28 protein-coding genes and 1 pseudogene are annotated in these 23,272 nt (G+C 57.3%); 8 read left to right on the top strand and 21 right to left on the bottom strand.

Annotated elements, in window-relative coordinates:
* Nucleotides 1-168: 168 nt before the first annotated feature.
* The 3 genes from C8273_RS01800 (at nt 169) to C8273_RS01785 (ending at nt 1,117) form a co-directional block, all read left to right on the top strand.
* Complete coding sequence (locus C8273_RS01800; RefSeq protein WP_106626127.1) at nt 169-447, top strand: hypothetical protein; 279 nt, start codon at nt 169-171, stop codon at nt 445-447.
* A gap of 171 nt (nt 448-618) precedes the next feature.
* Nucleotides 619-855, top strand: coding sequence for a DUF4160 domain-containing protein (locus C8273_RS01790; protein ID WP_106626820.1), 237 nt, complete (start codon nt 619-621; stop codon nt 853-855).
* A 13-nt stretch (nt 856-868) separates the two neighbouring features.
* Nucleotides 869-1,117, top strand: coding sequence for a DUF2442 domain-containing protein (locus C8273_RS01785; RefSeq protein WP_106626125.1), 249 nt, complete (start codon nt 869-871; stop codon nt 1,115-1,117).
* A gap of 126 nt (nt 1,118-1,243) precedes the next feature.
* On the opposite strand, the gene C8273_RS01780 is transcribed toward C8273_RS01785, so the two are convergent.
* On the bottom strand, nt 1,244-2,020 hold the full coding sequence (locus tag C8273_RS01780; protein WP_106626124.1) for a TIR domain-containing protein: 777 nt from the start codon (nt 2,018-2,020) through the stop codon (nt 1,244-1,246).
* A 34-nt stretch (nt 2,021-2,054) separates the two neighbouring features.
* Here C8273_RS01780 and C8273_RS12610 point away from each other — a divergent pair, with 34 nt between their 5' ends.
* Nucleotides 2,055-2,693 (top strand): hypothetical protein, encoded by a 639-nt coding sequence (locus C8273_RS12610; RefSeq protein WP_159060727.1) that lies wholly within the window; start codon nt 2,055-2,057, stop codon nt 2,691-2,693.
* Here C8273_RS12610 and C8273_RS01770 read toward each other — a convergent pair.
* The 11 genes from C8273_RS01770 to C8273_RS01720 all read right to left on the bottom strand — a co-directional run bounded on the left by C8273_RS01770 (nt 2,614) and on the right by C8273_RS01720 (nt 10,752).
* Complete coding sequence (locus tag C8273_RS01770) at nt 2,614-3,564, bottom strand: DNA-methyltransferase (protein WP_106626122.1); 951 nt, start codon at nt 3,562-3,564, stop codon at nt 2,614-2,616. The genes C8273_RS12610 and C8273_RS01770 overlap by 80 nt on opposite strands.
* A 2-nt stretch (nt 3,565-3,566) precedes the next feature.
* Nucleotides 3,567-3,770, bottom strand: coding sequence for a helix-turn-helix domain-containing protein (locus C8273_RS01765; RefSeq protein WP_106626121.1), 204 nt, complete (start codon nt 3,768-3,770; stop codon nt 3,567-3,569).
* 150 nt (nt 3,771-3,920) lie between these two features.
* Nucleotides 3,921-4,355, bottom strand: coding sequence for a F0F1 ATP synthase subunit epsilon (locus C8273_RS01760; protein WP_006692487.1), 435 nt, complete (start codon nt 4,353-4,355; stop codon nt 3,921-3,923).
* 3 nt (nt 4,356-4,358) lie between these two features.
* The gene (gene atpD / locus C8273_RS01755) at nt 4,359-5,771 is read right to left on the bottom strand and encodes a F0F1 ATP synthase subunit beta (protein WP_106626120.1); all 1,413 of its coding nucleotides are present in this window, start codon (nt 5,769-5,771) and stop codon (nt 4,359-4,361) included.
* A 42-nt stretch (nt 5,772-5,813) separates the two neighbouring features.
* Complete coding sequence (gene atpG / locus C8273_RS01750; RefSeq protein ID WP_106626119.1) at nt 5,814-6,665, bottom strand: ATP synthase F1 subunit gamma; 852 nt, start codon at nt 6,663-6,665, stop codon at nt 5,814-5,816.
* 17 nt (nt 6,666-6,682) lie between these two features.
* Complete coding sequence (gene atpA, locus C8273_RS01745; protein ID WP_106626118.1) at nt 6,683-8,200, bottom strand: F0F1 ATP synthase subunit alpha; 1,518 nt, start codon at nt 8,198-8,200, stop codon at nt 6,683-6,685.
* A 17-nt stretch (nt 8,201-8,217) separates the two neighbouring features.
* Nucleotides 8,218-8,757: a F0F1 ATP synthase subunit delta gene (locus C8273_RS01740; RefSeq protein ID WP_106626117.1), complete on the bottom strand. Its 540-nt coding sequence runs from the start codon at nt 8,755-8,757 to the stop codon at nt 8,218-8,220.
* Entirely contained in the window at nt 8,751-9,275 is a 525-nt protein-coding gene (gene atpF, locus C8273_RS01735) for a F0F1 ATP synthase subunit B (protein WP_106626116.1), read from the bottom strand. The genes C8273_RS01740 and atpF overlap by 7 nt, the downstream gene beginning before the upstream one ends.
* 39 nt (nt 9,276-9,314) lie before the next feature.
* On the bottom strand, nt 9,315-9,566 hold the full coding sequence (gene atpE, locus C8273_RS01730; RefSeq protein ID WP_006305519.1) for a F0F1 ATP synthase subunit C: 252 nt from the start codon (nt 9,564-9,566) through the stop codon (nt 9,315-9,317).
* A 70-nt stretch (nt 9,567-9,636) separates the two neighbouring features.
* Nucleotides 9,637-10,317: a F0F1 ATP synthase subunit A gene (gene atpB / locus C8273_RS01725; protein ID WP_006305518.1), complete on the bottom strand. Its 681-nt coding sequence runs from the start codon at nt 10,315-10,317 to the stop codon at nt 9,637-9,639.
* 51 nt (nt 10,318-10,368) lie between these two features.
* Nucleotides 10,369-10,752, bottom strand: a complete 384-nt coding sequence (locus C8273_RS01720; RefSeq protein ID WP_106626115.1) for a hypothetical protein — start codon at nt 10,750-10,752, stop codon at nt 10,369-10,371.
* A 365-nt stretch (nt 10,753-11,117) separates the two neighbouring features.
* Here C8273_RS01720 and C8273_RS01715 point away from each other — a divergent pair, with 365 nt between their 5' ends.
* Together C8273_RS01715 and C8273_RS01710 are read left to right on the top strand one after the other, a co-directional pair.
* Nucleotides 11,118-11,378 (top strand): hypothetical protein, encoded by a 261-nt coding sequence (locus C8273_RS01715; protein WP_106626114.1) that lies wholly within the window; start codon nt 11,118-11,120, stop codon nt 11,376-11,378.
* 40 nt (nt 11,379-11,418) lie between these two features.
* Nucleotides 11,419-11,814, top strand: coding sequence for a type II toxin-antitoxin system HicB family antitoxin (locus tag C8273_RS01710; RefSeq protein WP_106626113.1), 396 nt, complete (start codon nt 11,419-11,421; stop codon nt 11,812-11,814).
* A gap of 60 nt (nt 11,815-11,874) precedes the next feature.
* Here C8273_RS01710 and C8273_RS12915 read toward each other — a convergent pair.
* From C8273_RS12915 to C8273_RS01680, 6 genes and pseudogenes are all read right to left on the bottom strand, one after another.
* Nucleotides 11,875-12,033: pseudogene (locus C8273_RS12915) on the bottom strand (ABC transporter substrate-binding protein); the annotation flags it as partial.
* Entirely contained in the window at nt 12,032-12,298 is a 267-nt protein-coding gene (locus C8273_RS01700) for a Txe/YoeB family addiction module toxin (protein ID WP_106626112.1), read from the bottom strand. The gene C8273_RS01700 and the pseudogene C8273_RS12915, both read right to left, overlap by 2 nt.
* Nucleotides 12,291-12,563, bottom strand: coding sequence for a type II toxin-antitoxin system Phd/YefM family antitoxin (locus C8273_RS01695; protein WP_106626111.1), 273 nt, complete (start codon nt 12,561-12,563; stop codon nt 12,291-12,293). The genes C8273_RS01700 and C8273_RS01695 overlap by 8 nt, the downstream gene beginning before the upstream one ends.
* Before the next feature lie 105 nt (nt 12,564-12,668).
* On the bottom strand, nt 12,669-15,125 hold the full coding sequence (locus C8273_RS01690) for a two-partner secretion domain-containing protein (RefSeq protein WP_106626110.1): 2,457 nt from the start codon (nt 15,123-15,125) through the stop codon (nt 12,669-12,671).
* 881 nt (nt 15,126-16,006) lie between these two features.
* Nucleotides 16,007-17,461, bottom strand: coding sequence for a ShlB/FhaC/HecB family hemolysin secretion/activation protein (locus C8273_RS01685; RefSeq protein WP_106626109.1), 1,455 nt, complete (start codon nt 17,459-17,461; stop codon nt 16,007-16,009).
* A gap of 312 nt (nt 17,462-17,773) precedes the next feature.
* Nucleotides 17,774-18,496 carry a DUF4198 domain-containing protein gene (locus C8273_RS01680; protein ID WP_106626108.1) on the bottom strand — a complete coding sequence of 241 codons (723 nt, stop codon included), beginning with the start codon at nt 18,494-18,496 and terminating at the stop codon, nt 17,774-17,776.
* 207 nt (nt 18,497-18,703) lie between these two features.
* On the opposite strand from C8273_RS01680, the gene C8273_RS01675 reads away from it, so the two are divergent.
* Together C8273_RS01675 and C8273_RS01670 are read left to right on the top strand one after the other, a co-directional pair.
* Nucleotides 18,704-19,786: an LPP20 family lipoprotein gene (locus tag C8273_RS01675; protein WP_106626107.1), complete on the top strand. Its 1,083-nt coding sequence runs from the start codon at nt 18,704-18,706 to the stop codon at nt 19,784-19,786.
* 162 nt (nt 19,787-19,948) lie between these two features.
* Complete coding sequence (locus tag C8273_RS01670) at nt 19,949-20,161, top strand: TOBE domain-containing protein (protein WP_106626106.1); 213 nt, start codon at nt 19,949-19,951, stop codon at nt 20,159-20,161.
* Between the two features lie 111 nt (nt 20,162-20,272).
* Here C8273_RS01670 and C8273_RS01665 read toward each other — a convergent pair whose 3' ends face one another.
* From C8273_RS01665 to C8273_RS01655, 3 genes are all read right to left on the bottom strand, one after another.
* On the bottom strand, nt 20,273-20,944 hold the full coding sequence (locus C8273_RS01665; RefSeq protein ID WP_106626105.1) for a trimeric intracellular cation channel family protein: 672 nt from the start codon (nt 20,942-20,944) through the stop codon (nt 20,273-20,275).
* A gap of 408 nt (nt 20,945-21,352) precedes the next feature.
* A complete protein-coding gene (locus tag C8273_RS01660) occupies nt 21,353-21,751 on the bottom strand; it encodes an endonuclease domain-containing protein (RefSeq protein ID WP_106626104.1) in 399 nt (132 codons plus the stop codon).
* Between the two features lie 160 nt (nt 21,752-21,911).
* Nucleotides 21,912-23,249, bottom strand: a complete 1,338-nt coding sequence (locus C8273_RS01655) for a lipase family protein (protein WP_407695395.1) — start codon at nt 23,247-23,249, stop codon at nt 21,912-21,914.
* Nucleotides 23,250-23,272 lie beyond the last annotated feature (23 nt).

Below are 23,272 nucleotides of genomic sequence, written 5' to 3'. Positions count from 1 at the left end.
CGAACAAGGTGGAAAACCGGACGCAGAGTAGTGCTATGCGGAGGTTTTTCCACCGAAGTGCGGCAAAAAAGATGCGTCAAGAAACACAAGCTGAATTTATCAGTGCTTCCCTCAATCTATTGACCGAAAACACGGTCTGACGTATACTTTTGATAAGGAGGTGTCGCTATGAAGCACTACTACAGCACGATCGACGGCATTGTCACGACGTTTTCGGATATTCACTGTTCCGCCGCAAAAGGCGAGAGTATTCTCGTACACATGGAGCGCGCACAGGAGCACGGATTTGACACGGCTGAATTCCTGCTTCCGAGTATTACCTGCACGAAGTACAGTGGCTTCACTGAGGACGAGCGTGCAAAACTAACCGAATTTGTACGGAATAACAGTGCGCTGATCTGGGAGATTGCGCGGGAGGATGGTGAGAGGATTGCCGACGTGGGGTGATTTGTTCGGTTATCGTATCTTTTGGGGAATCACTGATAAAATGAAGTCCGTCAGATTTGCGCAGATTTTTTCGTCCTGTCAAGGAGACAAACCGGACGCATAGCCAAAGCTATGTGGAGGATTTGTCGACACAGACAGGGCAAAAAAGATGCGTTAAGATGGCGCGGCTGAATTTATCAGTGCTTCCTTGGGTCGCACGAGGAAAATGAGCCTGTTCACGTTCATGTCTGCAAGGGTGCGCCCTCTCCAAACACAACGAAAATATGGATTCCGGCAGACGGCAATCCCGTCGTTGCACACAACCACGGAAATATTCCCGCAAAGGATCTGAATCGACTTCTCAAAGGCATCTCGGCAAACAAAGAAAGCATTGTATTCGCTTGGTATCAGCACTTTGGACAGTTATGATCGGAGGTACATTATGCGAATTCATCCCATTACCGTGAAGCCCTTGAGCGATTACATTCTGAGCGTGACTTTCTCCAACGGGGAGCACCGGCACTTCGATGTAAAGCCCTATTTGGACATCCCCTTTTTTACTCCGCTCAAAAACGTCGAGCAGTTTCAACAAGTCTTTGTCAACGACTTTACAGTCGAATGGAAAAACGGCAGAGACATCGCTCCGCACGAGCTCTATGACGATTCTGTACCAGCCCCGACGTTCGTATAACAAAACCGCCCTTGTATAACGAACGTACAAGGGCGCTTCTATTATAAAACGATTTCTTTCTTCAGCGGATAACGCGCCCATCTGGTTGCCCGTGGACGCATAAATCAATATATTATCCATGTATCACTATGACATAGCCTTATTGAAGTCAATGCTATACCCAATCGCCTTTAATTCCTTCAAAAGTTCCATTTTCCAAAATTGCGTATCTGTATAGACCACTCCCTGCAAGTCGGATGGCAACTCTACCCCCTTGTCCGATATAATGACGATGTTCTCCCTGCCAAGTTTCCCCATAAAATATCCTGCTTCAAACACGACATTTTGGCGTGCTCTCGGCTGTTTCTCCTGGTCTGTTGCGCTATGCCCATAATCATCTGCCGTGAACAGGCACACCGCCGCCTGCACATCGCTGTTGGATTCGATCTTTTCAATAATAGTCGCACCGCGATTGACCTGCTCGTGCAAGATAATGGGCTGAATCCCCTGTTGCTCCAACAGTCTGGCAACACCTTCCTTTAATTCTCCATTGTGTCCATGTACGATAAAGACACGGCTAAAGTCTCGTTTCAGTACACCTATTTCTTTCTTGCTTTCAGTTTGTTGTTTTGAACCTTCCCTGATCTCATTTAAGTATATATCAAAAATTTCCTTCATTGTAGCTAGTCCGTTTCTACAAGCCTGGATAAAAGCTTCTTCCGAGGCATAATATCCTGCGCCTAATGAAAAACTTGTTTTTTGAAACTCCCTGACCTCATAGCTCTCTTCCCCATATCGCTTTATAAGAAATCTTTTTGCCTTAACTTTCCAAGCTCGAAAACGTGGTGTAGAGGAACTTACTCGCATCTCAATCAGACGATCAATCTCATCATATATTTCTTTCAGCTTTTCGTAATCCGTCATATTCCCTCCAAAGTTTTCATAAAGGAGTACACTTATGCTTTCTCCTGCTTATCTGCGGACAGTCCCATTGCCGCAGGATTTAACAAACGATGATATTTTTACGGCACTTGTCGAAACAGAGTCGTTTTTTACATCAATTCGCAAAAATGCAGGCACCAATCTCAGCGAAATTATTCAGGCAAATAACTTCAGCGGTGTGGTATCCAATGTATTCACAAAGAAACTGGGCGACGCGAGCATTTACCAGCCCTATCACGATCAGCGTTATCCTGATCTGATGCACAAAGCTGTCCCCATAGGCCTGGAGGTAAAAGCATCGAACAAACCTATGAAGGGCGGCGAAGGGCACAACGGTCACAGCGGATGGCATATTGTTGTCTGCTATCATATACTTCCCATTGGCGACATTGAATTCACATATGTAGAGATTGCCGAACTAAACGGATTCGGACATCCCAACAGCGACTGGAAATACTGTGGCAGCAAGCGAAACAAAAATGACTCACAACGCACGGAAACATACATGACAAACAGTATCGGTACAGCAAAGCTGCGGGATGGATCTGTTTATCTGAACCCGGAATATGTAAACATCACACCACATCTACGGCACAGGCGAAAGAAGTCCTCCGACCTTCTTCCGATTCCGTCTTTTTCACCTTTTGCAGGTTGAACTCCAGTTGTTCCGGATAAAGACCTGCCAGCTTTGGTATTGCCATCTGCGCATCGTTATAGAATGTGAGATCCCGCTCCGTACCAATCGAATCATATCCAAAATATTCCGCAGCCGCCAATGTAGACCCACTCCCTGCAAAGGGGTCAAACAACACACCACATCCAAGCGGCAAGGATGAATACACCAGTTTACGAAGGAATTTTTGGGGCTTCAGACTTGGATGTGCGACAATCTTCCGTTCCAGTTGCGGCGTTTTGGTGCTTTCGATCAAGTCAACAACAGGAGCATCAACATGTTCGCGGCGCAACGCACCTGCCCCCCACTTTTTCAGATTTTCAGCAACGGTTCGTTCAGAGAGAGGCTTCCGGTAGACCCCCCACGGCTCCCACAGCCCCTTGGGGATTACGGACAGGTCAGCAAACTCCCGTTCTGCCCCCTTGGGACGATCACCGCCGCGAAGTGTAGAAACCGTTCGTATGATTTCTCCGCGACGCTCAAATCCCCCATCTCTCATCGCCCTGCTCAATATATCGGACAACAAAGGGGTCGAGGCGATCAAAACATGCCCACCGGGAACTAAAATACGAACTGCCTCTTGTGCCCATTGATGGAAAAATTGATAGACATTCTCCCGCTCTTTCGGATCGTCATTGATCACAGAGAAGCGTGGTACTGCTTGCCTGATATGTCCGTCGAACGAGGGAGGAATACGCCAAAGCCCGCCTCTTCCTGCACGCTGTTTTTCCACCTCTTGAGATGAATACTCCTTCACTCCATAGGGAGGATCTGTCACAATCGCAGTGACACTATGCGGCTTCTGTTCTTTCATCCAATCAAAGCAGTCGGCATGAATCAATGTATAGCCCATGCTCACGTCCTCCGATGAGTGATAACATCAGATACATCGCAGTTTAAGTGACGACAGATGCGGTCAATCACCTCTAAGGAAACATTTTCTCCGCGATACATTTTATCTAGGGTTGATTTTGAAATACCCGTAGATTCACCAAGACTTTTCTTGCTCATTTCTTTATCAATCAGCAATTTCCACAATGGTTTATAAGAAAACGGCATGTTCGTTCCTCCTTATTCCAAAATTATCATATAAATATTGAGAAGTCAATACTTATATGTTGATTTTAGCCCTTATCCAAGGAATGATTTCCATAGCACAAAACCGCCCCGACCATTTCGGTCGGGGCGGTTTCACTTATCACGCCAATCTTACGCTCCGGGGTTCGGAGCCTTTGCCGTCTGCAGACGCGCCATGGCGCGCTTGAGGGCGAGGGTGGCACGATGTTCGTCGATGATGCCGCCCTGTGTATCCGGGCTCTCGCGCAGGAGCTGCAGACGCTCCTGTGCACGCTCATAGGCGCGCTGCGCGCGGTTGATGTCGATGTCGATCGGCTCCTCCGCAGCGGTTGCGAGAACGGTGATCTTCTCGGGTGTGACCTCCATGAAGCCGCCCGCCACAGCGATGAGCTGTTCCTTGGCGTCGACATGAATCTTCATGGCATGCGGCTGAAGTCCCGTGACGAGGGGGATGTGCTTCGGCAGGATGCCGATCTCGCCGCCCGTGGAGCGGGCAATGAGCATGTCGATATCGGCGGCGTAGACCATGCGGTCGGGAGATACGATCTCCAGCTTGATGGTCGCCATCCGTTACTCCTCCTCTTTGAGCTTCTTCGCCTTTTCGATCGCCTCTTCGATGCCGCCGACCATGTAGAAGGCAGCCTCGGGGAGCTCGTCGTACTTGCCGTCGAGGATTTCGCGGAAGCCGCGGATCGTGTCCTTGAGCGCAACGTACTTGCCGGGCGAGCCGGTAAAGACCTCCGCGACCGCGAACGGCTGCGAGAGGAAACGCTGGATCTTACGCGCACGCGAGACGGTCAGCTTATCCTCGTCGGAGAGTTCCTCCATGCCGAGGATGGCGATGATGTCCTGCAGCTCCTTGTACTTCTGAAGCACTGCCTGCACGCCGCGCGCGACCTCGTAGTGCTCCTGCCCGATGACGTGCGGGTCGAGGATACGCGAGGTGGAGTCGAGCGGATCGACGGCGGGGTAGATGCCGAGCTCGGCGATCTGACGCGAGAGAACCGTGGTCGCATCCAGATGCGTAAATGTTGCCGCCGGCGCGGGGTCAGTCAGGTCGTCCGCAGGGACGTAGACCGCCTGCACGGACGTGATCGAGCCCTTTTTCGTGGTGGTGATACGCTCCTGCAGTGCGCCGACGTCGGTCGTCAGCGTCGGCTGGTAGCCAACGGCGGACGGCATACGTCCGAGCAGCGCCGAGACCTCGGAACCTGCCTGGATGAAACGGAAGATGTTGTCAACGAAGAGCAGCACGTCCTGCCCCTGCACGTCGCGGAAGTACTCCGCCATCGTGAGTCCTGTCAGTGCCACGCGCATACGCGCTCCGGGCGGCTCGTTCATCTGACCGTAGACGAGCGCGGTCTTGTCGATAACGCCCGACTCGGTCATCTCCGACCAGAGGTCGTTGCCCTCACGCGTACGCTCGCCGACACCCGCAAAGACGGAGTAGCCGCCGTGCTCGGTCGCGATGTTGTGAATCAGCTCCATGATGAGAACGGTCTTGCCGACGCCCGCGCCGCCAAAGAGTCCGATCTTTCCGCCGCGCGAGTACGGAGCGATCAGGTCGACGACCTTGATGCCCGTCTCAAGGATCTGGGTCGATGTCTCCTGATCGTCGAACTTCGGCGCGGGACGGTGGATCGGCCAGCTCTCCTTGTTGCCGACGGGCTCGGGGTTGTGGTCAACCGGCTCGCCGAGGACGTTGAACACGCGTCCGAGGGTCGCCTCACCGACGGGCACCTTGATCGGTGCGCCCGTATCGTCCGCCTCCATGCCGCGCATCAGGCCGTCGGTGGAGCTCATGGCGATGCAGCGCGTGACGCTGTCGCCGAGATGCTGCATGACCTCGACCGTGAGATTGATCTCCTGGTCGGCCGCCTTGCCCTTGATCTTGATGGCGCTTAAGATCTCCGGCAGTTCGCCCGCCGGAAACTCAATATCTACGACAGGTCCGATGACCTGTACGACTTTACCTTTTGCCAATGGAAAACCTCCTTACCTCCATGTACGCACGGTGCATGGATGTCACTTGAGTGCCTCGGCGCCGCCGACAATCTCGTTGATCTCGTTCGTGATGCCCGCCTGACGTACCTTGTTGTAGTAGAGGTCGAGCTTCCCGATGAGTTCGCCTGCGTTGTCGGTCGCGTTGCTCATTGCGTTCATGCGTGAACTCAGTTCGCTCGCCGCCGACTGGAGGAGCGCCGCATAGATGGTGGTGAACAGGTACTGCGGCAGCAGTGCCCCGAGCACCTCCTCGGCATTCGGCTCATAGATGTACTGTGCCTGCGCGTGCGCCGCGTTTTCACCCTCCGCCTCAAAGGGCAGGAGTTTCACGATCTGCGGCTCGCAGTTGATCGCCGAGATAAAGCGCGTGTAGACCATGTAGACTTCCTTCACGCCGCCCGCCTCGAATGCGCCGATCAGCTCCGCCGCGAGCTTTTGCGCGTGGCGTGCCTTCGGGCGCTCGCTGATGCCGACGCGCTGGTGCACGATGTCAAAGCCGCGATTCTTGAAGAAATCGCGCGCCTTGCGCCCGACCGCGACGATCTGCGTATTCGCCTTGTCCTCGACGAGCGTCATCGCCGTCTTGAGCGCGTTGCTGGAATACGCACCCGCAAGCCCCTTGTCCGCCGCCATGACGAGGATCAGACGCTTGCCCTCACTGTGTTTTTCAAGCAGCGGATGCGAGATGCCGCTTGCCGCCGCCGCCACGCTCCGAATGACCGCAGCGGTCTTTTCGGCGTAGGGACGGTTGCTGTTCGCAGCCTCCTTGGCACGGCGCAGACGCGAGGTCGCGACCATGTCCATGGCGTTCGTGATCTGCTGGATGCTCTTGACACTGCGGATGCGGCGACGGATGTCCTGTAAATTTGCCATATACAGTCACCTCTCCTTTACGCTTCTTTGTAGGAGATGGTGTCCTTGAACTCCGCAATCGCCGCCGTGATGTTCGCCTCAAGCGCATCGTCGAGCTTCTGCTGCGACGTGATCGCCGATGCGATCTCCGGGTGCGAGGCACGCATGAACTTGAGGAAGTCCGTGTGGAACGTGACAACCTTCCCCACGGGGATGTCCGTGAGGTGTCCGCGCACCGCCGTGAAGATGACAAGCACCTGCTCGGCAACCGAGAGAGGGCTGTACTGCGCCTGCTTCAGTGTCTCAACCATGCGTGCGCCGCGGTCGAGCTGCGCCTTCGTCGCCTTGTCGAGGTCGGAGCCGAACTGGGCAAACGCCGCGAGCTCGCGGTACTGCGCGAGATCGAGTCGCATCGTGCCCGCGACCTGCTTCATCGCCTTGATCTGTGCGGAGCCGCCGACACGGGAAACCGAGAGACCGACGCTGATCGCCGGGCGGATGCCCGAGTAGAACGAGTCGGTATCCAGCATGATCTGACCGTCTGTGATCGAAATGACGTTCGTCGGGATGTACGCCGAAAGGTCGCCCGCGAGCGTCTCGATGATCGGCAGTGCCGTGATGGAGCCTGCGCCGAGTGCGTCGGAGAGCTTCGCCGCGCGCTCGAGGAGGCGGGAGTGTAAGTAGAACACGTCGCCCGGGTACGCCTCGCGTCCGGGCGGACGGCGGAGCAGCAGCGACATCGCGCGGTACGCAGCCGCGTGCTTGGAGAGGTCGTCATAGACGCAGAGCGCATGACCGCCCTTATACATGAAGTACTCCGCCATCGCAACGCCCGCATAGGGTGCGAGGTACTGCAGCGGCGCGCTGTCCGCAGCCGTTGCCGCGACAACGATGGTGTACTCCATCGCACCGCCGTCCTCAAGTGTCTTGACGACGCGTGCGACGGTCGATGCCTTCTGACCGATGGCGACGTAGACGCAGATACAGTTCTGTCCCTTCTGGTTCAGAATCGTATCGACGGCGATTGCCGTCTTGCCCGTGCCGCGGTCGCCGATGATCAGCTCGCGCTGTCCGCGTCCAATCGGGACGAGCGCGTCGATTGCCTTGAGACCCGTCTGCAGCGGCTCATGGACGCTCTTGCGGTCTGCAATGCCCGGTGCCGGCGACTCGACGGGACGGAACTCCTTCGTGTCGATGGGTCCCTTGCCGTCGATGGGGCGACCAAGCGCGTCCACGACGCGGCCGATCATTGCCTCGCCGACGGGCACCTGCATGATGCGCCCCGTGCGCTTGACCGTGTCGCCTTCCTTGATGAGGGTATCGCCGCCGAGCAGAACCGCGCCGACGCTCTCCTGCTCAAGGTTCAGAACGAGGCCGTAGACATCGTTGCCGAAGTCCAGCAGCTCGCCCGCCATTGCCTTGTCCAGTCCGTAGATATGGGCAATACCGTCGCCAACCTCAAGAACCGTGCCGACATCATTGACGTTCAGATCGACATCATAGTTCTTGATCCGTTCCTTAATTATGGAAGTGATTTCTTCCGGATTCATTTTCATATTTCGCTGTCACCCCGCTAGTTCGCCATTAACTCTGCCGTCATTGCTGCGAGACGCCCCTTGATGCTGCCGTCGATGCGGCGGTCGCCGATGCGCACCACCACGCCGCCAATGAGCGAGGGATCGCGGTGCTCGCGCAGGGATACCTGCTTGCCCGTAATGCGTTCGAGTTTCTCCGTCAGCTCCTTCAGCTGCGCGGACGTGAGCGCGTCCACCGTCGTGACATCCGCCACGGCGATGCCGAGCTTCTCGTTCGAGAGCTGACCGAAGATCGCGTGGATCGCGTCGAACACCATCATGCGCCGCTTGTCAACGAGCAGCAGGAGGAAGTTCAGCACCGTTTCACGCACGCCGCCCTCGAACACCTCCTTCAGGAGGGACTTTTTGTCCTCCGGCTGGATGTTCGGGTTGCAGAGATACGCCTTCAGCTCCGGGCAGTCATGATAGAGCTGCTGCACCTTCGCCAGATCTGCACCGTACTCCTTGAGCGCATGATCCTCACAGGCAAGCTCGAAGATTGCGCGTGCGTACTTGCGTGCAAGTTCCATGTTCAGCATGGCGCATCACCAATCTTTTTTGCGTCGAGTTTTGCGATAAACTCGCCGATGATGGCATCGTTGTCCTTCGCCTCCAGATTCTTCTGGATGATCTTGCCCGCCGCCGCAAGCGACAGCGCGACAACCTCTGCCTTCAGCTGCTCGACCGCATGGGCGCGCTCGCGCTCCATCTGAACCTCGGCCGCCTTCTTCATCTGTTCGATCTCGCGCTTCGTCGCCTGGATGCTCGCCTCGCGCTCCTCGCCGGCACGCTTTTCCGCCTGATCGACGATCTCCTGTGCCTTCGTACGCGCGGCGGCAAGCTGTGCCTTGTATTCGTTCAGCGTCGCCTCGGCAGCAGCCGCATCCGCGTCCGCCTTTTCGATGCTCTCGGCGATCTTTGCCCGGCGCTCATCCATCATGCGGACAATCGGCTTGTACGCCACCGCACGCAGGAGTGCAACGAGAATCAGGAAGTTGATGATTTGGACAGGCAGCGTCCCGTTGAGATCAATCAGCCCTTGCGTAATTTCACTCAATTCCTATGCCCCCTTTGCAAAATCCATGCTGTATCTCAATTACTTAATCAGCGGATTTGCGTAGAGCATGATGATGCCGAAAACGACGCCGATGATGGCAAGCGCCTCGATCAGACCGACCGAGATCAGCGTACGCGTAAAGAGAACGCCGCCCGCCTCCGGCTGACGTGCCAGACCCTCGATGAAGCGACCCGTGACAAGACCGTCACCGATGCCCGCGCCAATCGCGGCAAGACCAAAGCAAAGACCCGCACCGATAAGAGCGCCTGCGACCATGATTGCGTTTTCCATGAAAAGATCCTCCTTAAACAGTTGAACAAAAGCCTAGATGATGTGCATTTTGCACGTAAAACCGATTTTCTCAGTGCCCGCCGTCCGTCTTAATCGCCGCTCCAATGTAAGCCGTCGAGAGCATCGTAAAGACCAGCGCCTGCACAATGCCGACGAACACGCTGAACGCGAGCCAGATCACCGAAGGGATGGTGGAGCCATTCCCGAGAAGCTGCAGCAGGATGTGAATCAGAATCTCACCCGCCAAGATGTTGCCGAATAGACGAAACGACAGCGTGATCGGCTTCGCCACCTCTTCGACAATGTTGATGATGATGAACGGTGCGACCGGCTGGAAGAAATGTGCCACATAGTGCATTCCCTTCACCGCAAGTCCCAGCACGTGCATCATGACGATGACCAGCAGAGCCAGTCCCAATGTGGTGTTCAGATCATTTGTTGGCGATGCCATCGTCGGAATCAGACCGATCCAATTCGACACGAGGAGGAACAGGAACAGCGACACGATGAACGTGGACAGGAATCCACGCCCGCGCGGGCCCATATTCTCCTCGACCTGATCGTGCAGTGCCTCGATCACCGTCTCCAGCATCATCTGCCAGTTCGACGTCGGCACAACCCTGAGGTTGCGCGTCGCGAGCCAGCCGATGAAGAGGACGACGACCATCGAGATCCACGTCATGACCAGAGTCTGTGAATTGAAGGTAAATCCGGCGATCTGCACTGCCTCGCGAACACCGATTTCGTGCATAACCTCAACCTCCCTCGGGGGAATCCCCCACCTTACATCCCGAAACCGCCATCAGCGATCCCGTCTATCGGCGCGTATCGTCCGCACAATCAGCTGCACCATCATGATCGCGTGCATCAGGAGAAATCCTCCCACCGCCGCAAAGAAATCGTGCACGCCCGCCGTCGTCGCTGCCCAGAGAACAGCACCGATCAAGACGAGCATGAGGACGAGCCCCACCTGCACCTGCGACGTGCCCGCTGCGCCGAGTCGCGCTGCACGCAAGATGCGCTGCGCGAGCTGGGCAAAGTAGAGCGCCGCCGCCCCCGCGCCTGCGAGCAGAGCACCCACGAGCCGCAGCTCCCCCATGAGGAGAAGCGTGCCGCCGCCAACGAGTGTCGCCACCGCAAACGAGAGGACAATCTGCCTCCGATACGCCGATAAAACCTGCCTCATATTCCTCCTCCGACAGCCCCGCAGCGCAAAAGACGCAAGAAAATCGCCCCTGCCTCCCGCTTATGGAGTGCAGAGCCGCGCGCCGCGTACTGCCATCGTTGAATATCAGTACCCTTACGTCATTCGACGCAAAAAACGAAACTCCTTCCACAACTGTATACATTCAAAAGAAGGCTTTTTGAATTTTCCGTCAATACCATAAGGTATGGCTATGAATGCGCCAATTTGCGATTCATACCCCTTATCGCTATTATACGGGCTTCCCGCCTTTTATGCAACCTTGTTTTAATAGTTCTTTTCAATTTAATTTGTAATGTGCGATGCGCTTTGCTACAATGGGCGAAATATAGAGAGGAGATGCGCACATGACCATCGAGGGAGCCGTCATCATCGAGAAGGGCGTGACCTTCGCCATCATTCACGTCGCACCCGAGGTCACGCGCTACACCATCAAGTCAACGCAGACCCGCCGCGCCCTCATGCGCTTCTTTCCCGGCATGCCGATCATCCTGATGAGTTTAACGAACGACGGCAAGCCCCAATACTATGGACGCAAGGACATTGTGGATTTTTTGAGCGGCTTGCGGCTCAATCAGATCCCGTGGAAGAAATATCATATTGTGTAGGAATCGCTGATAAAACGAAGGTCGTAAAGGAGGGTTCTCCATGAAATACATCTATCCCGCCATCTTTACCGAGGGGGAGGACGGCATTCTCGTTGACTTTCCCGATCTGCCGAACTGCTACACCGACGGCGCAACCATCGAGGAGGCATTCGAGAACGCAGAGGATGCCCTTGCCCTCGCACTCTGGCATCTTGAGGAGGAACACGCGGCAATCCCTGCGCCATCTGTCCCGGCCGCACTCCATGTGCCGAACGGAGCCTCCGTTGCTCTCGTGCGGGCAGATACACTCCCCGTACGTCAGATGAATGATACGCGCACCGTGCGCAAGAACGTCACCCTCCCCGGCTGGATGGACACACTCGCACGCGAGCACAATATCAACTTCTCGAAACTCCTGCAAAATGCGATCTGCAAAGAGTGCGGCGTTGGTGTATAATCAGCACCGAAATTGAATGAATAAGAGCGGAGCCTTTGCCGTATGGCAAGTGCTCCGCTCTTATTCATAATGCCCCTTGCAGGCGGCGATGTGGGGAAGCACTGATAAATTCAGCACCGCCATCTTAGCGCATCTTTTTTGCCCGCACTTCGTCGGCAAATCCTCCACAGAGCTTTTGCTATGCGTCCGGTTTGCCTCCTCGTTCGGACTAAAAAATCTACGCCAATCTGACGGACTTCATTTTATCAGCGATTCCCCCGATATTCTTCTCGTCAAACGTGTAGATGAGGCGATCCACCTGCGTGATGCGCCGGCTCCAATAGCCCGATAGATCATGCCGCAGAGGTTCGGGCTTGCCGATGCCCTCATGCCCGTTTCGCTCGATATCCTTCAGCAATTCGTTGATCTTGCGTGCGATCTTGCGATCCTCCTGCACCCACGCCATGAAGTCCCGCCACGCATTCTCCGAGAACACCTTATTCATCGACCAGCCGCTCCAACTCCGCCGTCGACTTCGCCGTCACGCGCCCCACACGCAGCTGCTCAACCCCCTCGACGATGTGTGCATAGTTGCGCCGGTCACTCATCAGAAAGACATTCTCCAACAGATTGTTATAGTTTTCAAGGCTCATCAGCACAACATTCTCTTCATTGCGCCGCGTCACGATAATCGTCTCCGCATCGCGCGTTGCCGCATCACAATAGGACTTCAAATTACTCCGCAGCGTCGAAAAATTCACCGCCACCATACGATCACGTCCTTTCAGTTTTATTGTACCAAAACTCGTACAAAAAGCAAGAAAAAAGAGCAACCGCCAAAGCGACTGCTCTTTTTTCTGTCAAAGAAGCAACTCTTACGCGAACGTAATGGCATCCTCCGCCTCGGTCTCGTCGGGATAGACCGGTGCAGCGGAAACGGTTGCAGCCGCACCGACTGCCTCATCCACGCTGTTCGTGGCAACGTTATCCTGATTTGCTTTTGCCTCCTGCACAGGTGCGTAGGCGCTGAGCACACGCTCGACGAGGGCAACCTTCTCACCATCAGAGAGCGCTGCCGAGGTGGCAACCTCCTGCACGATGCCGACAACGACACCCGCACTCTGGCGGCGCGATGCCTTTGCATTCAGATCGGCCACCACATCGGTCAGAGCAGCAATGCGGTTCTCCTGCGAAGCATTCTTGGAGAGTGCCTCCTCAACCGCTTTCTTGCCCGAGGCCATGTTCGCCTTATCGTCCTTGGACAGTTCAGGCGTCGGCACCGGCTTCGGTTGCTCGGGCTGTGGCTGCGGCTGCGGTTCGGGTTTCGGCTCGGGTTTTGTGTTCACCACCTTAAAGACGGAGGCTTCCTTTCCATTCTCGCGAATATGGGAGCCAGCATCGCGCTGATAGACCCCCGCAGAACCGTCCGTACGCGTGACGGCAAGTTCTTTCAGATCCTGCGAGGCATCGACCGTGCTTCCTTCATACGCCTCGACGCCTGCAGCGCCAAGCTCCGCGACGGGGGCATTGATGGTCGTCCTGCGCAGGGTAAGCATATTGTCCTTCGTCACGGTGGCGTTGTCGCCATTGACCTCATTGCCAATCAGGAAGGAAACCTCTTTTCCCGCAGCAATCTTCGTCCCTATCAGATCCGTCTTGCCGCTGATCGAGGTCAGCCCCTTCACATTAGCTTCGACGTTCTCCATGCGGACGGTATTCGCCGCCGTGGCTGCTCCCGTATGCTTCTCAAGGTCGACATTCTGTGCCGCGACCAGGACGACCTCCTCGCCGCTTGTGAGTTTGCTGTCCCTTACCGTCACCTTGCCGCCAACCAGCCACGTATCATCGGTGGTATTGATGACGGCATTCGCAGCGCTTACGGTGTTCTCCGTCGTCGCCTTTCCTGCGAAGCCGTCCCCTTCGCTGGCAACGAGCTCATTGCCGGCTACGACGTTGAGTCTGCCCGCATTGACCGTGGCATGGTCGAGGTTCACCGTGTTGCCGGCAAGTGTGACAGGGCTTCTCCCCGTTCTCTTGTAGCCCGCGATATCGCCGTGGAACGCGAGGTCGTTGCCCTTCTCCGTGGTAAAGCGGTTGTTCCGATCGTCAACACTGCCCGCAACGATCTCAACCGACCGCTCCGATCCTCCGCCGTTGAACTTCGTATTCTCATCGACCGTGACCTTGCCTCCGTGAACCCAGACCTCGGTCGCGTCAAACCTCGATTTCTCCACGCTGACCGTGCGGTCGGGTGCCGCCTTCGTCTCGATGAGCACCCCGTCGCCCTTGCCCGTGTAACTGGAGAGTGCCTCGATGGAGAGCGTGTCCACCTTGGCATTACTATTCTTCACCGTGACGACGCCGCCGCCAAGGCTGAGCTGTTCGCCCTTTGCATCAGCAGAGGAGCCTCTTGCCTCGATGCCATCTGCCGTAAGGGTATTTGCCGCCGTCGTCTCAGCCGTGTAGCGGTGGTCATTTCGGTTCGCAGCGCGCTCATCAATGCCCATCTTGCCCTCCGCATAGAGTGTGGTCTCAAGCTGATTGCCGTAGAACTTCGCCCCTGTCGCGGAGACCGTCGCGCCGCCGATCTCGACCTCGCCCTCCTGATTGTTCTTGACGTTGACCGTGCCGTTGAAGACGACATCGTTGCCCGCATTGTGGGTAAAGTTCTGTACCTTCGCATCTTCCCCCACCATCGTGTAGTCCGCACGATCCATCGCCTTGATTTCGAGTATCGTCTTGTTCATCGAGCCATCGCCTAGATTGAATGTGACGCCGTCCGCCACATTCACCTTGCCTGCGAAGATGGAAACGTTGTCTACAGCGTTGAACGTCGCGCTCCCGTCAATGTTTATCGCCCCGTTGGTCGCTCCCTTGACAAAGCTGAGCTGATTGCCGCTCTCCGTCATGGCGAGTGTGGAGAGGGTCAGGTTGGCGACATTCAGTACGGCATTCCCGCCAACATGGATGCCGTTCGGGTTGACGAGTACGAGATCGCCGCCGTAACCGCCACCACCCGGCTGATTCATCTTGCCGAGGATATTGGAGAGCTGTGATCCCGTCACATTGTTGACAAGTGTCTTGCCATCAGCGATGTTGAAGTTCAGCGTCTCATCGCTTGCAATATTGAACGTGTTCCAGTTGATCACACTGTCCGTCGTCGCTCCGATGGTTGCGCCGTTTGCTACCGTCGAAAAATCCGTACTGCCGCCGATGTTTACATCGCCCGACTGCACAACACCGCCCGTCGGCATGGCAAGTGCGGAGCTGGTGAGTGCAAGTGTAATCAGTGCCGCAAGGCTGCTGCGGCGCATGTTCTTCCTGAGATTCATTCCGTTCCTTCCTTTCGTTCCTTCCGATCTTCTATTGGCTTTCCCTCGTTCAAAGCGCCCCTTCCGTCACGCTGTCGCGTGCCGCCTCCCCCGCTGTGGCAGGGGAGGCTTTGGGGTACGGCTCACAGCTTTCCCCATCACGACGGGGGCTTGGAGAAACGCTATATCAGCTTCCCCCGTCGCTACGGGGGAAGTGGCGAACGCAGTGAGCCGATAGGGGCGCCCCGTCCTCATACGACTCTCGTATGATAGAACCGCCCACAACGCCCATAGCGCCCCTTCCGTCACGCTGTCGCGTGCCACCTCCCCCGCTGTGGCAGGGGAGGCTTTGGGGTACGGCTCACAGCTTTCCCCATCACGACGGGGGCTTGGAGAAACGCTATATCAGCTTCCCCCCTCGCTACGGGGGAAGTGGCGAACGCAGTGAGCCGATAGGGGCGCCCCGTCCTCATACGACTCTCGTATGATAGAACCGCCCACAACGCCCATAGCGCCCCTTCCGTCACGCTGTCGCGTGCCACCTCCCCCGCTGTGGCAGGGGAGGCTTTGGGGTACGGCTCACAGCTTCCCCCGTCACAACGGGGGCTTGGAGAAACGCTATATCAGCTTCCCCCCTCGCTACGGGGGAAGTGGCGAACGCAGTGAGCCGATAGGGGCGCCCCATCCTCATACGACTCTCGTACGATAGAACCGCCCACAACGCCCATAGCGCCCCTTCCGTCACGCTGTCGCGTGCCACCTCCCCCGCTGTGGCAGGGGAGGCTTTGGGGTACGGCTCACAGCTTTCCCCGTCACGACGGGGGCTTGGAGAAACGCTATATCAGCTTCCCCCGTCGCTACGGGGGAAGTGCCGAGCGAATGCGAGGCGATAGGGGCGCCCCTTAGAAATTCACACTCGCCATCAGGTTCCAATGGCGGCTGTTCTGCTTATTGAGGTTCACCTTGTCCGCGTCGCGCAGGATCCGCGCATAGTCGAGCGCGAGCGAGAAATGCCCGTCCGCATAGCGCACACCAAGTCCCGCGCTCGCGATGCTCTCACTGTCAAAGATCAGGTTGCGGTTCGCGCTGCTCTTGTTGTTCGAGAGATGCGCATAGTCCGTGAACGCGAGGAGGCGCGTGTGCTTCATGATCTCCGGTGTGTAGATCTCAAGGCTTCCGACGAATCCCTTGTCCGCACCGATCGCACGCTCGTCGAAGCCGCGTACGCTCATCTGTCCGCCCGCTCCGATCTGCTCGGAGGGAACGATGTGATCCTTCGTATACTGTCCCGTGAGACGCACTGCGCCGATCCAGTCGCCTGCCGTGCGTGCCTGATAGTTTACCCCCGCACGCAGGAGGGTGAACTGGTGGTCGCTGCCCGGCGCAATGCGCTCATAGGCTGCTGCATCCCCATTGATGTTGGTCGCAAGCCCCACGTTGTATGCGAATGTGCTGTTCGCTTTGCGCTCCGCGTGCAGATAGGTCGCCGTGGCGAGGAGGACGCGGTAGTCGTTCTCGAATTTGACGCGTCTGCCAAATTTGAAGTCATAGTCGCTCTCCGTGCGCCGATACCCGATCCCAAAGTCGAGGATGTCCTTGTTGCGCGAGGTGTAGGAGAGGAAGCGCTGATAGTGCAGGTCGGCACTCGTGCTCTTGCCGCCGATGTTGAGGTCATAGAGGCTCGTTCCCGTGGGATAGTTGTCGATGTTCGTGCGCCCGTGGCTGACGCTCGCGGAGACGGCGCCCTTCCACTGCGGCATGAGTTTCCGATAGGAGAGTGCCCCGACCTTTACATCGCCGAAGTGCCCGGGAGAGGTGACAAATGCCGCGCCGAACGTATCGGCACTGCCCGAGAAATTCGTGTTGAGGTAGGTGAGCGAGGTGCGCCAGTCGCCCGTTTCGTCGGTTCCCGTATTGCTCACCGAGAGGCGGACATGATCGCTCTTTTTCTCCTGTACGCTGACGGTGACGCGATAGGCTCCTGCTCCTGCGGGCGTAAACTCCGTTCCGAGGACGAGCGCACCCGTGTCGTTGACGCTCTGGATCTCCTGCGAGAGTTTGCGGATGTTCACCGTGTCGCGTGAGAGTTCGGGCAGCAGGGCGCGCACCGTCTTTTCGCTCATGCGGTCTGCGCCCGTGACAATGACCGCACTCACACGCACGTTCATGTTCCGCACGTCCATGGGCTTTGCGTTCTTCTCCGCCTCCTGACGAACATCGCTCCCCACGCGCTGGATCTCGCGCGATGCGCTGCTGCGGTCGCTGTCCGCAGGTGCTGCCCCTGCGTTCCCCGCTGCGAGCAGGGTGCTGCCTGTGAGAAGCGCCGCCGCTAGAATCCTTGCCTCTTTCTTCTTCATGCTCTCTACCGTCCTTTCGGAAGCACGATGCTCTGTGCCGCCTCCACGCGCACACGATCCCCGCACTTCGTTCCGCTTCGCCGCATTCCATACGGTCTGCGGCGCGACATTTTATCACATGTTAAATCAGATCAAATACACTTATCCACAATCTAACATGTGCTAAAATTATAACACGTTCCACCCCCCGTCTAGACTTTTGTCCCATTTATATTATTGTTTTATTTTATAGTAAAAAACTATGATAAGTATAGCCCGCACAAAAAAAGCGCAGCCGTCACGCAGCTGCGCTTTCCTATTTTTAGCGATTCCTTACTCCGCCGGAATGATGAACGAGAGAGAGCTGAAGATCTTCTTCGTCACATTTGGGTTGTCCGTCGGGAAACCGACCTCTACGCCGATGACGTTCAGACCATTGTTCGCAACGCGCACGTTTACATAGCCGTTCGCATCCGCCTGCGTCTCCGTCGTCAGGTCGCCGAGCACATCCGCAATCACGGGCGCGTTTGCGTACGGCTGACCGTCCTTGTAGATGCGCAGACGGAGCGTATCGCCGCGGCGCAGCGTCAGCGGATTCACCGACGGCACGATCTGGATCGGCACATTGTAAAGCCCCGCCGGCTTTACCGACGGATTCCAATAGTGAACGTTGTACTTGTATGCGTACGTCACGGACACCAGATTCTCGATATCGGAGTAGTCACGCGTCGGAATCACCTTGCCGTCCGTCGTCTTGGCAAAATAGCCATAGTCGAAGAACGTCGCCGTCACGCCGAGATCCTCTCCGGGTACGATGAGCACATTCTTGTCCGTGTCGACACGCTCCACCGTCGTCGGCTGGAAATTCACATCGTACGCATCAATGCGCTGCACGCACGCGGGATCGTACGCATTGTCCAGAGGACCCTCGCCGAGTACGAGTGCCTTCTGATCGAGGCGGTTCGCGTAGAACACGCCGTGTGCATCCGTCGGAGCCGCATACAGAGAGAGTCCCATTGCCGCACCAAGCGCCGCCGCCAAAAACTTCTTCTTCATCAAATGACCTCCCATCAAAAACAGGCTGTTTGCGAGACACGCACTGTCACTCGTGTCCCATTTATTATAGTATAAATAATTCCCGTTTGCAACTATATTGCACACTCCATCTTATCTAATACTAATGTTTTTCTCATGTTTTTTTATCCTTCATTTGAGATAGTCGATATGAACGTATTCTTCAAACAATTTCAAGGAGGAATATCTATGCAGACTCTAAAAGCCATCGGACTCGCCATCCTCATGCTCGCACTTATGATCGGTACGCATGGCATGACGGAGGCAGCGTCCAGCTGGGACGGCGGCAACATCCGCGCCACAGGACTCGGCGTAGCCCCTGCCGGAGCGAGCGGCGCACAGGCGGAGGCACTTGCCCGACGCGCCGCGATCTCCGACGCCTATCGTCAGATCGCCGAGCAGATCGGCGGTGTCAGCGTCGATGCCACCACCACCGTGGAAAATTTGATGCTCACGAACACGACCGTACGCACCCATGTGAGCGCACTCATCAAGGGTGCCTCCGTGGTCGAGGAAAAGCAGCAGCGCGACGGCTCCTACACCGTAACGCTCGAAGTCCCCGTCTACGGTGCCAGCTCGCTTGCAAGCACGATCTTTGTGCCAAACAAGACGCCCGAGCCGTGGACAAGCCCCGCGAGCGTCTACACGCCCTATCGTCCGCAGAGCTACGATACCACGGGCAGCGGCACATACGATCGCGGTGATCGGAAAATTGAGCGGCCACAGACAGCGACTCCTGCGCCAGCCGTGACAACGACACCCGCAGCATCCGCTGGTGTCGTCATCGTCCCCGCAGTACCCACGGCACCCGCCGTCACTGCTCCGACTGTACCCGCACCCGCTGTGCCGGAGGCACCTGCGGTTACCGTTCCCGCTGCGCCGACGGTTCCCGCTCCAGTGGCTCCGACCACGCCTCCCGCCGCGATTGCGCCCACGGGCACAGCAGTCGGCGGCTACACGGGCGTCATCATCGACTGTACGGGGCTTGGACTGCGCCCCGTCATGAGCCCCGTCGTCAAGGCAGAGAACGGCCGCCCCATCTACGGCTACAAGAACCTCGATGCCGATAAGATCGTCTCCAGCGGTATGGCATCCTACGCACATAGCGCAGCCGACGCTACACGCGCGGGTACAAATCCGCTGCGCCTCCGCGCCGTTGCGGTCGACGGCGGTGCGAACCCCGTCCTCTCGGCGGCGGATGCGAACCGCCTCCTCCTCGAAAACAGCGTGAGCGGCTTCCTCGACGCAACGAACGTCGTATTTATCCGCTAAACAATAAAGGAAGCACTGATAAATTCAGCACCATCATCTTGACGGACTTCATTTTATCAGTGATTCCTAAAATCCTCCACAATACTTGTGACCTTTATCACAAACTTTGTGGGGGATTTATGCTATACTGTATTAGTTAGCACATAAAAAGGAGGGAACTGTATGAAACTCAGTGCACGTAACCAGCTCAGCGGCAAGGTTGTCGCCATCGAGAAGGGTGCCGTCAACGGTATCGTCCGCATCGAACTGAAGGGCGGCGATGTCATCACCGCGACCATTAGCCTGAGCGCGATTGAGGAGCTTGGTCTTGCCGTTGGCAAAGAGGCCTGTGCCATCATCAAGGCAACGTCCGTTATGGTCGCCGTCGACTGCTAAGACTGACTTGCTTCACACACGAAATCCCCGCACATCGGACATTCCGGCGTGCGGGGATTTTTTGCAATGTTAGGGAGCAGTATGCGTCGGCATGACCGAAGAGGCGCTCCGTTACTCCTCCATTTTATCCTCACGGTGCCGCTTCGGCGGGCGCGGATGATAGAGGCTCCAGTTCCAGTGGATTGCCGCAAAGCGGATCAGGAGCACGAGCAGGAACGCGAGCCACGAGTCCGCCTCCACTCCGAGCGTAAAGCGCAGCGTGCAAAAGACAAACGCCCCCACGAGCGATGCCGCCGCATAGACCTCGGCGTAGAGCACGACGGGCATCCGCTGCGCGAGCACGTCGCGGATCATGCCGCCGCCCACCGCCGTCGTCGCCGCGAGTAAGATCGGCAGCACATAGCTCGCCTCGCCGCCGACGCGCACACCCGTCAGTGCACCCGTAATCGTAAAGGCAGCCAGCCCGATCGTATCCGACACGTTGAAGATCGTCAGCAGACGCTGCCGCCGCATACGGTGCAGCGCCGTCCACTGATAGAGCAGCGAGGTCGCGAGCGCAACCCCCACCGAGAGGAGAAAATTCGTCGTATCCCGCAGCGCCATCGGAGGCGTGATGCCGACCAGCATATCGCGCACCATCCCGCCGCCGACCGCCGTTGCGAGCGCGAGCACCGAGATGCCGAAGATGTCCATGCGCCGTGAAAGCCCCACGAGCGCCCCCGACACAGCAAAGGCGAGCGTCCCGATGATATCGAACAGCCGCCATAGATCCTCCACGAGCATAATTTCATCCTTCCCTTTTGACACTTATTTCGCTTGCCCCGTCCACGGCGCCCATCCTGCTCTTTTAGCTTCCCCCGCCGATGCGGGGGAAGTGGCGAACGCAGTGAGCCGATAGGGGCGCTTGTATCTCATGTGGCTCTCTCACGGCAGAAAATTACAAATCGTCCAAGGCGCCCCTTCCACCGCTTCGCGGTCCCCCTCCCCCGTGCCGCACGGGGGAGGCTTTTCGTCTGCGGCATATTAGCTTCCCTCGTCCGTACGAGGCTTTTAGTGTACGCCCATCCTGCTCTTTTAGCTTCCCCCGCCGATGCGGGGGAAGTGCCGAACGCAGTGAGGCGATAGGGGCGCCACTCGCTCATTCGACTCTCTGTCGATAGAGTAGCCTATGACTCGTGCAACGATCTGACATCAATACACGTGCCCATCCTCTTCTGCCCCGCACACATCATCCCCTAATTGAATATCGGCAATCGCCCGTTCAACCGCCGCACAGACATCGGAAAATTTTCTTTGAATTTGTTCATTCGTAAAGCGGAGCAGGCGAATATCGTGCTCCCCCAAAAATTTCGTCCGCGCATCATCATAGAGGCGCACGTCTTCCTCGAAATGCTGACTTCCGTCCACCTCAACAGCAAGGCGCAGTGAAACCGCATAGAAATCTACAATATATTTTCCGATGGGCTGCTGTCGGCGAAAATGGCAGGAATGCTTTGACAAAAAATCATACCAAAGACGTCGTTCTTCAGGCGTCATGCTGTGCCGCATCTCTTTTGCGTATTGCTTTGACTTTGACTTGTAGTCACGCATGAGATTGCCTTTCCTCCATCGCTCAAAGGCCTCGACCTGTACTCCATCGAAAAAGAGTCGCCGCTCCCACAGGCACCCCTTCCACCGCTTCGCGGTCTCCCTCCCCCGTGGTGGCGCACGGGGGAGGCCTTCAGTCTGCGGCGAGGCGATAGGGGCGCTCCTAATCCTGCGCAAACAGATACAGCACCGTCTCAATCGGCGTCAGCGTCCCCGTCCGTGCCGAGCGCGACCCCGCCGCGATCAGATTGCCGTCCATATCGTACACGGCGCGCTCAAGCGTGATACGATACGTCTCATGCGCATCGCGGATTTTCGCCCCCGCAATCCGATAGGCGACCATCTCCTCCGCGCCCGAGGCACGCGCCGCCGCGAGATGCTCGTTCAGCCCGCTGAGAAGCCCCTCCTCCGACAGCCCGCCGCTGCCCGCCGCGAACACGACCGCTGCATTCCGCACATGGAGCGCATCACGCAGCACCGCCGTCATATAGGGTGCATCCTCTGCGAGCGGCTCGTCCAGTGCCGTTTCAATCGGCGGGACATAGAGCGTCCGCCCCTTCGTACGGCTCGCTTGCCCCAGCAGGAACAGATGGGCGCCCGTCCCGCCATACGCATCGTAGAGACGGCGGATCGCCGCATCCACATAGACGATCATCGCGTGCGGGAACTTCGCCACAGAGCGCGCGGGCGTCCATGCCTCACGCTCCCCGAACTGCTGAAACCCGAGCGGCGCGGCCAGCACATCCTTCATCGGATCGCCGCTCATCACCACGCGATGCAGTGTAAACCGCCCCTCATAGCGGCGCGCAAACGCCGCATTCCCGACCGCAGGCGCACCGAACGTCGTCACAACGAGCTGCTCCGCCGGCACCCCCATATCCGAGAGCCGCGCCGCCGCCAGAACTGCCGCCGCCCCGCCGAGACTGTGCCCCGTCAGGAACACCTGCGCCGCAGGATGCGCGCGCAGTTCATCCGCCATCACCTCGCCCGCCGTACGGCTGCCGTAACCGGGCATCACATCCGTAAAGAGAGCCGCCTGCGTGTAGTCGAGGAATCCGCGATGCACAAGAGGCGTCTCCTTGCGATCCGTCACACGCACATCGCGCAGGGCAAGGAACTCTGCGGGCGTCGTCCCACCGAACACGGCACGCCCGAGCCGCAGATCCGTCCACACATCGCTCCCGCGCTCCGTCCCCGGAAAGGCGATCAGATGCGTCTCGCCCCCGTCCTCCGATCTCCGCACCATGTGAAAGAACCGCCCAACCGTCCCCTTGTACCCCGGCGTCTCATACGACGCGATCTGCCACCCCGCCGCCGCGAGACGCGCACGCAGCAGCTCCGGCAGTTCCCCGCTGTACGCCGCCTCCGACGCCGCCGCACACACGAAGTAGAGCGATGGCAGATCACTCGGTGCAGCGGCAAGAGCACGCAGCGGCGCCAAAAAGACGCATAGAACGAGCAAAAAACGTACGAGCACCACCGTCCACTCCTCCTTTACCACAATCTCTCCCTATTATATCTGCA

It is taken from the genome of Candidatus Centipeda massiliensis (assembly GCF_900290285.1).
Taxonomy (GTDB): domain Bacteria; phylum Bacillota; class Negativicutes; order Selenomonadales; family Selenomonadaceae; genus Centipeda; species Centipeda massiliensis.
The sequence above is the reverse complement of the archived record's forward strand: the minus strand, read 5'-3'. Positions and strand labels throughout refer to the sequence as shown.

What these genes read in the sequence shown, in the direction of transcription:
- C8273_RS01680 (WP_106626108.1), bottom strand. Translation starts at nt 18,496, where the DNA reads ATGAAGAAGAAGTTTTTGGCGGCGGCGCTTGGTGCGGCAATGGGACTC.
- C8273_RS01675 (WP_106626107.1), top strand. Translation starts at nt 18,704, where the DNA reads ATGCAGACTCTAAAAGCCATCGGACTCGCCATCCTCATGCTCGCACTT.
- C8273_RS01700 (WP_106626112.1), bottom strand. Translation starts at nt 12,298, where the DNA reads ATGAATAAGGTGTTCTCGGAGAATGCGTGGCGGGACTTCATGGCGTGG.
- C8273_RS01685 (WP_106626109.1), bottom strand. Translation starts at nt 17,461, where the DNA reads ATGAAGAAGAAAGAGGCAAGGATTCTAGCGGCGGCGCTTCTCACAGGC.
- atpB (WP_006305518.1), bottom strand. Translation starts at nt 10,317, where the DNA reads ATGCACGAAATCGGTGTTCGCGAGGCAGTGCAGATCGCCGGATTTACC.
- atpA (WP_106626118.1), bottom strand. Translation starts at nt 8,200, where the DNA reads ATGAAAATGAATCCGGAAGAAATCACTTCCATAATTAAGGAACGGATC.
- C8273_RS01785 (WP_106626125.1), top strand. Translation starts at nt 869, where the DNA reads ATGCGAATTCATCCCATTACCGTGAAGCCCTTGAGCGATTACATTCTG.
- C8273_RS01665 (WP_106626105.1), bottom strand. Translation starts at nt 20,944, where the DNA reads ATGCTCGTGGAGGATCTATGGCGGCTGTTCGATATCATCGGGACGCTC.
- C8273_RS01770 (WP_106626122.1), bottom strand. Translation starts at nt 3,564, where the DNA reads ATGGGCTATACATTGATTCATGCCGACTGCTTTGATTGGATGAAAGAA.
- C8273_RS01740 (WP_106626117.1), bottom strand. Translation starts at nt 8,757, where the DNA reads ATGCTGAACATGGAACTTGCACGCAAGTACGCACGCGCAATCTTCGAG.
- C8273_RS01715 (WP_106626114.1), top strand. Translation starts at nt 11,118, where the DNA reads ATGACCATCGAGGGAGCCGTCATCATCGAGAAGGGCGTGACCTTCGCC.
- C8273_RS01695 (WP_106626111.1), bottom strand. Translation starts at nt 12,563, where the DNA reads ATGGTGGCGGTGAATTTTTCGACGCTGCGGAGTAATTTGAAGTCCTAT.
- C8273_RS01765 (WP_106626121.1), bottom strand. Translation starts at nt 3,770, where the DNA reads ATGCCGTTTTCTTATAAACCATTGTGGAAATTGCTGATTGATAAAGAA.
- C8273_RS01690 (WP_106626110.1), bottom strand. Translation starts at nt 15,125, where the DNA reads ATGAATCTCAGGAAGAACATGCGCCGCAGCAGCCTTGCGGCACTGATT.
- C8273_RS01670 (WP_106626106.1), top strand. Translation starts at nt 19,949, where the DNA reads ATGAAACTCAGTGCACGTAACCAGCTCAGCGGCAAGGTTGTCGCCATC.
- C8273_RS01710 (WP_106626113.1), top strand. Translation starts at nt 11,419, where the DNA reads ATGAAATACATCTATCCCGCCATCTTTACCGAGGGGGAGGACGGCATT.
- atpE (WP_006305519.1), bottom strand. Translation starts at nt 9,566, where the DNA reads ATGGAAAACGCAATCATGGTCGCAGGCGCTCTTATCGGTGCGGGTCTT.
- C8273_RS01800 (WP_106626127.1), top strand. Translation starts at nt 169, where the DNA reads ATGAAGCACTACTACAGCACGATCGACGGCATTGTCACGACGTTTTCG.
- C8273_RS01780 (WP_106626124.1), bottom strand. Translation starts at nt 2,020, where the DNA reads ATGACGGATTACGAAAAGCTGAAAGAAATATATGATGAGATTGATCGT.
- C8273_RS01760 (WP_006692487.1), bottom strand. Translation starts at nt 4,355, where the DNA reads ATGGCGACCATCAAGCTGGAGATCGTATCTCCCGACCGCATGGTCTAC.
- C8273_RS12610 (WP_159060727.1), top strand. Translation starts at nt 2,055, where the DNA reads ATGCTTTCTCCTGCTTATCTGCGGACAGTCCCATTGCCGCAGGATTTA.
- atpG (WP_106626119.1), bottom strand. Translation starts at nt 6,665, where the DNA reads ATGGCAAATTTACAGGACATCCGTCGCCGCATCCGCAGTGTCAAGAGC.
- C8273_RS01660 (WP_106626104.1), bottom strand. Translation starts at nt 21,751, where the DNA reads ATGCGTGACTACAAGTCAAAGTCAAAGCAATACGCAAAAGAGATGCGG.
- C8273_RS01720 (WP_106626115.1), bottom strand. Translation starts at nt 10,752, where the DNA reads ATGAGGCAGGTTTTATCGGCGTATCGGAGGCAGATTGTCCTCTCGTTT.